The 8,807-nt window shown below is 71.7% G+C and carries 5 protein-coding genes; all 5 read left to right on the top strand.

Translation table 11 applies throughout. From position 1 onward, the window contains the following. The first annotated feature begins 84 nt into the window (after positions 1-84). The 5 genes from ACFWV2_RS05150 to ACFWV2_RS05170 all read left to right on the top strand — a co-directional run bounded on the left by ACFWV2_RS05150 (position 85) and on the right by ACFWV2_RS05170 (position 8,623). Positions 85-591, top strand: coding sequence for a DinB family protein (locus ACFWV2_RS05150; RefSeq protein WP_384401835.1), 507 nt, complete (start codon positions 85-87; stop codon positions 589-591). 104 nt (positions 592-695) lie between these two features. Continuing rightward, entirely contained in the window at positions 696-2,936 is a 2,241-nt protein-coding gene (locus tag ACFWV2_RS05155; RefSeq protein ID WP_384401838.1) for an FG-GAP repeat domain-containing protein, read from the top strand. Positions 2,937-3,059: 123 nt separating this feature from the next. Beyond that, on the top strand, positions 3,060-5,354 hold the full coding sequence (locus tag ACFWV2_RS05160; RefSeq protein ID WP_384401841.1) for an FG-GAP repeat domain-containing protein: 2,295 nt from the start codon (positions 3,060-3,062) through the stop codon (positions 5,352-5,354). Between the two features lie 278 nt (positions 5,355-5,632). Next, positions 5,633-6,316 (top strand): FG-GAP repeat domain-containing protein, encoded by a 684-nt coding sequence (locus ACFWV2_RS05165; RefSeq protein WP_384401844.1) that lies wholly within the window; start codon positions 5,633-5,635, stop codon positions 6,314-6,316. 84 nt (positions 6,317-6,400) lie between these two features. After that, positions 6,401-8,623 (top strand): FG-GAP repeat domain-containing protein, encoded by a 2,223-nt coding sequence (locus tag ACFWV2_RS05170; protein WP_384401847.1) that lies wholly within the window; start codon positions 6,401-6,403, stop codon positions 8,621-8,623. The last annotated feature ends 184 nt before the right edge of the window (positions 8,624-8,807 follow it).

Below are 8,807 nucleotides of genomic sequence, written 5' to 3' on the forward strand. Positions count from 1 at the left end.
CCCGGAGCACCACCGGAACCGTCGGCCGAAGCCGCCGAGAAGCCGTCGAAACCGTTGCCGTTGCCGTTGCCGGAAGGAGCCCCCATGAACAGCGCCGGTCTGCTCGTCGACTCGTTCGCCCGGGTCCGCGAGGCCGTCCACGAGGCCGTGGACGGCCTCACCGAGGACCAGCTCGCCGTACGGATCGATCCCGACGCCAACTCGATCGCCTGGCTCGTCTGGCACCTCACCCGCATCCAGGACGATCACCTCGCGGGCGCCTTCGGCAGGGACCAGATGTGGGACACGGACGGTTGGCGGGACCGCTTCGGGCTCCCGTTCCCCACGGCGGCGACGGGCTACGGCCAGTCGCGCGCCCAGGCCGGGAAGGTCCGCGCCCCGGCCGAGCTGCTGCTCGGCTACCACGACGCCGTGCACGCCCGTACGGAGGAGCTCGTCGGCGCGGTCACGAACGCGGACCTGGAACGGGTCGTCGACACCACCTGGGACCCACCGGTCACCCTGGGCGTCCGCCTGGTGTCGGTGATCGCGGACGACCTGCAGCACGCCGGGCAGGCGGCGTACGTACGGGGCGTGGTGGAACGGCGGTGACGCCGGGCGGGGGTGGCTGATAGCCTCCGGCCGATCTTGACGAGAGGCGATGTCCCGGTTGGGGGGCACCACCGGCCGCCTCAGCCCCAGGGGGAGGCCCTTCCATGGACCATCGCGTTCGCATACCCGTTTCCCGTCGGCGTCTCCGTCTCGGCGCGGCGGCACTCGTCGCACTCGCCGTCACGGCCGGGACTCCGGGTCCGCCCGCCGTCGCCGCGCCGCCCACGAGCGTCACCGCCACCGCGGCCACCACCACCGCCACCGCCGTGTACCCGCGCCAGGCGGATCTGTGGAGCCTGGGCACCACCGGCTTCCTCACCTGGCCGGCGGAGGGATTCGAACCGGCCCGCTGGACCCGGCTCTCGGACGGTGCCGTGACCACGTTCCCCGTCGGCCACACGGTCTTCGGCTCCCGCGACTCCGACATCGTGATCGACGAGGCGGACCGTACGGTCGCGCTCAGGGACATGGCTGCGGGCACGGAGCTGTTCCGGCTCGACCTGACGCAGTCCGGCCCGGACAGCCGGGTCGCGGGCGCCGTGCGCTCGACCCTCTTCGTCTCCGCCTCCAACGGGCTCGGCGGCGAGAGCCTCCGCCTGTACACCCCGGTCAACGGCCTGCCGTCGTCCCGGTCCGTGAGCGGGCTGCCCACGGACGCCACCGGACTGTGGGTCCGCGGCGTCGCCGGTGACAGCGCCCTGGTCTCCTACCGGACCGGCTCGGGCAGCCACTGGGCACTCCTCGACCTCAAGACCGCCGCCGTGACCTCCCGCCAGGCGGCCCCGAACCTCCAGGACGCGTCCGTGTCCTCGACCTACGTCGCCTGGACCGAGCAGTCCAGCGGCGGGAGCGCCACCGTGGTGGCCCTGAACCGCGCCACCGGCAAGGTCCAGCGCATCCCGCTCGCCGCGCAGGACCGGGTGGTCCTCGGCCTGGTCGGGAACTGGGTGACGTACGGCCAGATCGACGGGCTGCGTGCCTACGAGCCCAGCCCGCTCCTCGCGCTCACCGCCCGCGACCTGAACACCGGCACGACCCGCAAGCTCCTCGACCACGTCGTCTCGGACATCGACGGGCCCGGCGGGACGAACGGCGTCCACGGCGGCACGTCCGCCCAGGGCCAGGGCCTGTACCGGATCGCCCCGGGGACGGGCGGAGTGCCGGTGGCCACGCTCCTCGCACCCAGCGGCGAACCGACCAAGGTCGAGCTGCTCGGGCACAGCATTCCGGCGACGATCGACCTGAGCCGCGGACGGAGCTTCGACCTGAAGTGGCGGCTGTCGCGCATCAACGTCGAGATGACCCTCACCCTGCGCAACACCCGCACCGGCGACACCAAGGTCGAGACCATCCACCCGCTCTCGGAGCAGGCCACTGACTTCACCTACGCCCCCTACCTGTGGCAGGGCGACGTCGGCTGGCCGGGCGAGCCGGACCGTTCCACGGGCGCGCCGGCCGGCCCGTACACCTGGCGGATCGACGCCAAGCCGCTCAACGGCATCGGCCCGACGCTGACGAAGACCGGCTCCTTCACGGCGGTCCGCGGCAAGCAGCAGCCGCACGACTTCGACAACGACGGCGCGCCGGACCTGCTCATGCGGGACACCACGGGCCGGCTGCTGCTCGCCGACACCTTCCGCAGCAGGGACTCGGGCAGCGGCTACGAGGTCTTCCAGGAGCACCACTTCAAGGTCGTCGGGCACGGCTTCGGGATCTACGACAAGATCGAGGCCACCGGCGACCTCGGCGGCTCCGGCGTCGGCGACTTCGTCGCCCGCGACAGGTCCGGGGTGCTGTGGCTGTACAAGGGCCGCGGCGACCACACCTTCAGCACGCGCATCCGCGTCGGCGGCGGCTGGGGCACGTACCACCGGCTCACCGGCGGCAGCGACCTGACCGGCGACGGCCGCGCCGACCTCGTCGCCGCCGACAAGGCCGGGGTGCTGTGGCTGCACCGGGGCACCGGCCGGGACACCGCGCCGTTCGCCGCCCGGGTCCGGATCGGCGGCGGGTGGGGCGTGTACGACCAGCTCACCGCGGTAGGCAATTTCGCCGGAGGCCCGGCCGGGGACCTGGTCGCCCGGGACCGAGCCGGCGTCCTTTGGCTCTACCTCGGCAAGGGCGACGGCACCTTCGCGCCCCGGACCCGGATCGGCGGCGGCTGGGGCGGCTACGGCCGGCTGGTCGGGATCGGGGACGCCGACCGGGACGGGCGCCCCGACCTGTACGCCGAAGGGTCCCTCTACCGGGCGACGGGCGACTGGGCGGCGCCGCTGCGGCCTCGCGAGGAGACCTCGCCGTACCACTTCTGGACCTCGCCCGTCACGTACAACCACGTCATCTGACGCGACGCCGGGGCGGGTGGGACGCCGGGACGAGAGCTGAGCACAACCCTCCGGCCCGATCAGGAGTCGAACGGAACGGCGCTCGCACTATCGGGCGTCGTTTCGATTCCCGTGGGGGGAACCTTGAACTCCGTACGTCGCACGACCCGTCGCCGTCTCTCCGCCGCGATCACCACCGTCCTCGCCGTCACGCTCGGCGCGGGGGCCCTGGCCCTGCCGGCCTCCGCCTCCACCTCCGCCGTGACGGCGGAGACGGAGCCCGGGGCCGCGGTGGGTACGGTCCTGCCGTTCCCCAGGGACGCGAGCCTCCTGGCGGCCGGCAGCACCGGCTTCCTGAGCGGTTCGTGGGAGAACGGGAAGGTGTGGACCCGGTACGCGGACGGGTCGACGACCGCACTCGGTACCGGGGTGGTCGACTCCACCGGGTCGGACGTGGTCGTCACCGGGGACGGGCAGTACATGCACGGCTCCAAGGTCGTGCGGCTCCACGACATGGCCGCCGGCACGTCCGTCGCGATCGACCTCGCCGCGCTGGGGGCCACCTACATGCAGGCCGTGTCCCGGGACTCGGTCCTGGCCAAGGTGACGCGCGCGGACCGCACCGCGGAGGTGCGTCTCATCACCCGCACCGGCGCCGCCGTCACGCAGAAGACGGTCACCGGCCTCCCCGCCGGGGCCTGGGGCATCGACGCCACTCCCGCGCGTGACGGCTCCGTCCTCCTCGGCTACTACATGAGGAGCGAAGAAGGCGGTCCGGTCGAAGGCGCCTTCTCCGTGGTGGACCTCGCCACCGCCTCCGCGGTCTCCACCCACGCGACCACTGCGCCGTACACGTACATGAACAACGAGTTCAGCGCGTTCTCCGCGACGCATCTGGCCTGGTCGGAGTGGGAGGGCAACTCCGTGCAGAGAATCGTCACCGCGGACCGTGCCACCGGTACGGAGTCCCGGATCGACCTCGGCTACGGAGAGGCGCTCACGGCCGGTCTGCTGGGCTCGTGGGTGATGTACGCGACCCCGACGAACCTCGAAGGGAACGGGACCGGCGGCAGCCCGAGCAACGTCCCGTTCATGGCGAAGTCCCTGACGTCGGACGAGTCGGTCAAACTGCTCGACTACACCGGACGGGTCCAGCCCGGCCCCGACGGCACGCTGCTCGCGCGCGGCGGCACCGTCGAGAAGGGCGAGGGCCTGTATCGGATCTCGCTCGGCGCCGACGGCAGGCCGATCGCGGAACTGGTCGCCTCCACCGGTGAGCCGACCCAGCTCGTCTACCTCGGCTCGCTGACCCCGCAAACGCTCGACCTGGACTCCCCCGGCGCCCGCCTGACGTGGAAGCTGTCCCGGATGAACGCCGACATCGACCTCACCGTCACCAACCTCCGCACCGGCAAGTCCTTCTCGAAGAAGGCGTCGCTCTACACCGAGTCCGCCGGCAGCCCGTATCTCTGCGGGGGCAACACCGTCTGCGTCTCCTGGGCGGAGATCGCCGCCGAATCCGAGATGGGCAAGGACGCCCACGTCGGCGCGTACGAATGGAAGTTCAAGGCCACCCCGCAGAACGGCGTCGGACCGGCCGTCGAGGCCTCCGGGAGCTTCACGGCCGTCAAGACGTCCGCCCCGCACGACATCAAGGACAACGGCACCCCGGACCTGCTGGCCCGGGACGCCCAGGGCGTGCTGTGGTGGACGGACACCGCGTACGACGCCGGCCGGAAGAGTCTCGTCGCGAACGGCGGGCGCGTCCGGGTCGGCGGTGGCTGGCAGGCCTACGATCGGATCGAGGCCGTCGGCGACATCGTCAGCCGTGGCTCCGCCGACTTCGTCGCCCGGGACCGGGACGGCGTGCTCTGGCTGTACACCGGGGCCGGTTTCGGACACGACAGGATCCTCGCGCCCCGTACGCGGATCGGCGGCGGCTGGAACACGTACTCCCGGTTCACCGGCGGCAGCGACCTCACCGGCGACGGCCGCCCCGACCTCGTCGCCACCGACAAGGCCGGTGACCTGTGGCTCCACAAGAGCACCGGCAGCCCCACCGCTCCCTTCGCCGCGCGGAAGAAGATCGGGTACGGCTGGGGGATCTACAACCAGATCACCGTCACGGGGAACATCGGCGGCAACCCGACCGGTGACCTCGTCGCCCGCGACAAGGACGGCGTCCTCTGGACGTACCTCGGCAAGGGCGACGGCACGTTCGCGCCGCGTACGAGGATCGGCGGCGGCTGGGGCGCGTACACCGACACCGTCGGCATCGGCGACGGCGACAAGGACGGCCGCCCCGACCTGTACGCGTACGGGCCGGGCGGCGCCGCCTACTTCTACCCCGGTACGGGTGACTACAAGGCGCCCTTCGGGAGCCGGGTGTCCAGTGGGGCCCTGCTCGGCGACGGCGTCTCGTACAACGGCACCTACTGACACCGCACGCCTGTACGGAAGTTCGGCCCCTTTCCGGTACAACCCCCCGCGCCGATCAAGAGTCTGATCGAAGGACGCACGCACGTTCGCGCGCCGTTCGCAGATCATGGGGGATCTCTTGAGCTCAGCACGCACCTGGGAGCTGAACCAAGCCGCTCGACGGTGTCGGACCGGACCTCACGAAGTGCGGCGCCTTCAAGGTCGTTTGCAAAACCGGCCTGCACGACCACACGAGCAACGGCAGCCGGGACCTGCCGACCCGCGACGCCTCGGGCCGGTTGTTCCGCGACGACACCGTCAGGTACTCGTACGGCTCGGAGGTCTACTCGGCCGGGCGCAAGCAGATCGGCACCGGCCGGCAGATCTACAACCAGCCGGAGTCCGTCGGCAACATCGCGGGCGGTCCGGCCGCGGACGTCGTCGCGCGCGACAAGGACGGCGTCCTCTGGGAGTACCTGGGCAAGGGCGACGGCACATTCGCGCCGCGCACGAGGATCGGCTCCGGCTGGAACGCGTACAACAAGATCACCGGCGGCAGCGACCTCACGGGCGACGGCTGCCCCGACCTCCTCGCCACCGACACCTCCGGCGTCCTGTGGCTCTACAAGAGCACCGGCAACTATCTGGCGCCCTTCGCCGCCCGCGTCCGGGTCGGCGGCGGCTGGGGGATCTACAACCAGATCACCGCCGTCGGCGACATCGCGGGCAGCACGGCCGGCGATCTCGTCGCCCGCGACACCACCGACGTCCTCTGGCTCTACCAGGGCACCGGCACGGGCGCCTTCGCGGGCCGCGTCAGGATCGGCGGCGGCTGGGGCTCCTTCAGCCACCTCGTGGGTGTCGGCGACACCGACGGCAACGGCCGGAACGACCTGTATGCCGTGAGCTCCGCCGGTTCCCGCCTGTACTCCGGTACGGGAAGCGCGACGGCCCGTTCGCCCCGGCCGTCTACACGTCCGTGAACTCGGACGCCTCCTTCTTCAACTCGGTTTTCTGACAGGCACGTCCACCGTCATCCACCGATCCCCTCCTCGGAAAGAGAACACGTGACCCGCATATCCGGCCGCCGGCTCGCCGCCGCCGTCCTCACCCTCGCGACCGTCACCGCGGTCACGGGGACCCTCGTCACCGCCCCGGCCTTCGCGGCGCCCGTGGCGGCCACCCCGCTGGCCGCCACGGCCTCGGTGACGATCCCCGCCGACGCCGAGATCGTCAGCTCCGGCACCACCGGCTTCATGACCTCCCGGCCCGACGGGGCCGGCGGCACAACCCTCTCGTGGACGAACCTCGCCGACGGCACCGTCACCGGCCTTCCGGGCTCGGTCGGCCACAGCAACAATTCGGACGCCGTCGTCACCAGCGACGGCGGCACGTACTACTTCACGGACATGAGCGGCTTGGACGGCGCGGGCACCTTCATGCCCAGCATCAACCTGGCGCAGGCGCTCGGCCCGGAAGCCGTCTTCGTCGGCGCCTCCGGCAACATCCTGTTCGCCACCAAGCCCTACTCCCCCGGCAAGCTGGAGCTGTACCGGGTCGCGTGGGTGAACGGCGTCCTGCAGAAGCAGGTCATCTCGTACGGCAACTGGAACACCGGCTTCAAGGTCATCGGCTCCGCCGCGGGCGAGGCGTACATCCTCGGCAGCGACTTCGACGGCGCGCGCACCCGCTACTTCTCCACGACCTACAAGCTGGCCGGCGGCGGCCAGTTCGGCCTGTACGACTACACCAAGCCCGCGGGCCCCTGGACGGCGAAGACGACCGGCGCGATCTCCCCGGCGTACCAGGCCAGGACCGAGCGCGTGGACACCGCGACCGAGGCCGTCGTGTACACGCGCGCCACCTACACGACGACCAGGTATCCCCTGAGCCTCGACGAGAACCACGTCGTCGCGGGCCTCACCGGCGACTGGCTCCTCCACGGGCTGCCCGGCGGTGCCTCTGCGACCTCGCCGAACCCGGCGTACGCGCTGACCGCCCGCTCCCTCACCGGCACCGGGACGGTCAAGCTCCTCGACCACTTCACGTCCGCCGCCACCGCGCCCGACGGCAGCGTGCTCGTACGCGGCGGCTCCGCCACCGAGGGCGAGGGCCTGTACCGGATCAGCGACTCCGGCGGTACGCCGAGCGTGACCCAGGTGGCGAGTGCGGGCGTGTCCACCCCCGTCCAGCTGACCGGCAGCAGCGTCCCCACGGTCGTCGACCTCGACAAGAACGGCGGCAAGGTCGCCCTGGAGTGGAACCTGTCCCGCCCCAACGTCGACCTCGCCCTGACCCTCACCCACGTGAAGACCGGCAAGACCTACACGGAGCGGGTGCTCTCGGGCTCCTCCACCACCGCCCGGATCACCTGGAGCGGCGTCCTGGAGAACTACTCGGCCAGTGCCCCCAACGGCGACTGGACGTGGTCGGTCGTCGCCGCTCCGGACAACGGCATCGGCAGCCCCGCACACGCCTCCGGCACCTTCAAGGTCGTCCGCCAGGCCAACCCCCACGACCTCAGCGACAACGGCTCGGCGGACATCGTCGCCCGTGACGCCTCGGGCGGGCTGTGGCGGGACGACACCTTCGACTGGCCCGTCGCGGGTCAGATCAAGACCTCCGGCCGCACGAAGATCGGCACCGGCTGGGGCATCTACAACCAGATCGAGGCCGCCGGGAACCTGGCCGGGGGTACGGCCGGGGACTTCGTCGCCCGCGACACCGCCGGCGTCCTGTGGAGCTACCTCGGCACCGGCAACGGCACCCTCGCCGCCCGTACCAAGATCGGCACCGGCTGGGGCGTCTACAACAAGATCGCCGCGGGCTCCGACCTGACCGGCGACGGCCGCCCCGACCTCCTCGCCACCGACACCAGCGGCGTCCTGTGGCTCTACAAGGCCACCGGCATCTGGCAGGCCCCCTACGCGGCCCGCGTCAAGGCGGGCACCGGCTGGAACATCTACAACCAGATCACGGCGGTCGGCAACACGGCGGGCACCTCGGCCGGCGACCTCCTCACCCGGGACACCTCCGGCGTGCTGTGGCTCCACCTCGGCAAGGGCGACGGCACGTTCTCGCCGCGCGTCAGGGTCGGCGGCGGCTGGGGCGTGTTCTCCCAGCTCGTGGGCGCGGGAGACCTGAACAACGACGGCCGCGCCGACCTGATCGGGTACGGCTCGGGCGGCACGTCGGCGTACCTCGGTACGGGAAGCACGACCGCGCCGTTCACCCGGGTCACGACCGATCTGTACGCGGGCGAGGGGACGAAGTTCAACTCGATCTCATAACAACAAGGTTGAGTCGCCGAGTTTCTTCACATCGGCGTACAACCTTTCGAACTCCGCGTGGGTCGTGGGGGGGGGGGGGGCGGGCGGCCCCCCCCCCCCCCACCACCACGACCCCGCGAGAGCGACACCCACCACGTCCCCCACCCCCCCCCCCACCCGCCCCGCCGACCCCCCCCCCCCGGCC

The sequence above is a fragment of the Streptomyces sp. NPDC058671 genome, assembly GCF_042716475.1.
Taxonomy (GTDB): domain Bacteria; phylum Actinomycetota; class Actinomycetes; order Streptomycetales; family Streptomycetaceae; genus Streptomyces.

What these genes read in the sequence shown, in the direction of transcription:
- ACFWV2_RS05150 (WP_384401835.1), top strand. Translation starts at nt 85, where the DNA reads ATGAACAGCGCCGGTCTGCTCGTCGACTCGTTCGCCCGGGTCCGCGAG.
- ACFWV2_RS05155 (WP_384401838.1), top strand. Translation starts at nt 696, where the DNA reads ATGGACCATCGCGTTCGCATACCCGTTTCCCGTCGGCGTCTCCGTCTC.